Source organism: Streptomyces cyaneofuscatus, assembly GCF_000718135.1.
Taxonomy (GTDB): domain Bacteria; phylum Actinomycetota; class Actinomycetes; order Streptomycetales; family Streptomycetaceae; genus Streptomyces; species Streptomyces cyaneofuscatus.
This window is the reverse complement of the sequence record NZ_JOEM01000094.1, coordinates 1-296: the sequence shown is the minus strand read 5'-3', so window position 1 is coordinate 296 and position 296 is coordinate 1. Positions and strand designations below refer to the sequence as shown.

Genomic DNA, 296 nt, shown 5'->3' with positions numbered 1-296 from the left:
TGTTCGATCGTTTCGTTTCTCTGATGGAGGGCCAGCGTGCCTAAGCGCTCCGATATCCAGTCCGTCCTGGTCATCGGCTCGGGTCCGATCGTCATCGGCCAGGCCGCCGAGTTCGACTACTCCGGCACCCAGGCCTGCCGGGTGCTGAAGGCGGAGGGGCTGCGGGTCATCCTGGTCAACTCCAACCCGGCCACGATCATGACCGACCCCGAGATCGCCGATGCCACCTACGTCGAGCCGATCACGCCGGAGTTCGTCGAGAAGATCATCGCGAAGGAACGCCCCGACGCCCTCCT

1 protein-coding gene is annotated in these 296 nt (G+C 64.5%); it reads left to right on the top strand.

Translation table 11 applies throughout. The annotated features are described in order from the left end of the window. Nucleotides 1-36: 36 nt before the first annotated feature. Nucleotides 37-296: carbamoyl phosphate synthase preATP-grasp domain-containing protein (locus IF17_RS01000000136965; protein ID WP_032773218.1), on the top strand; the 260-nt coding region annotated here is incomplete at its 3' end.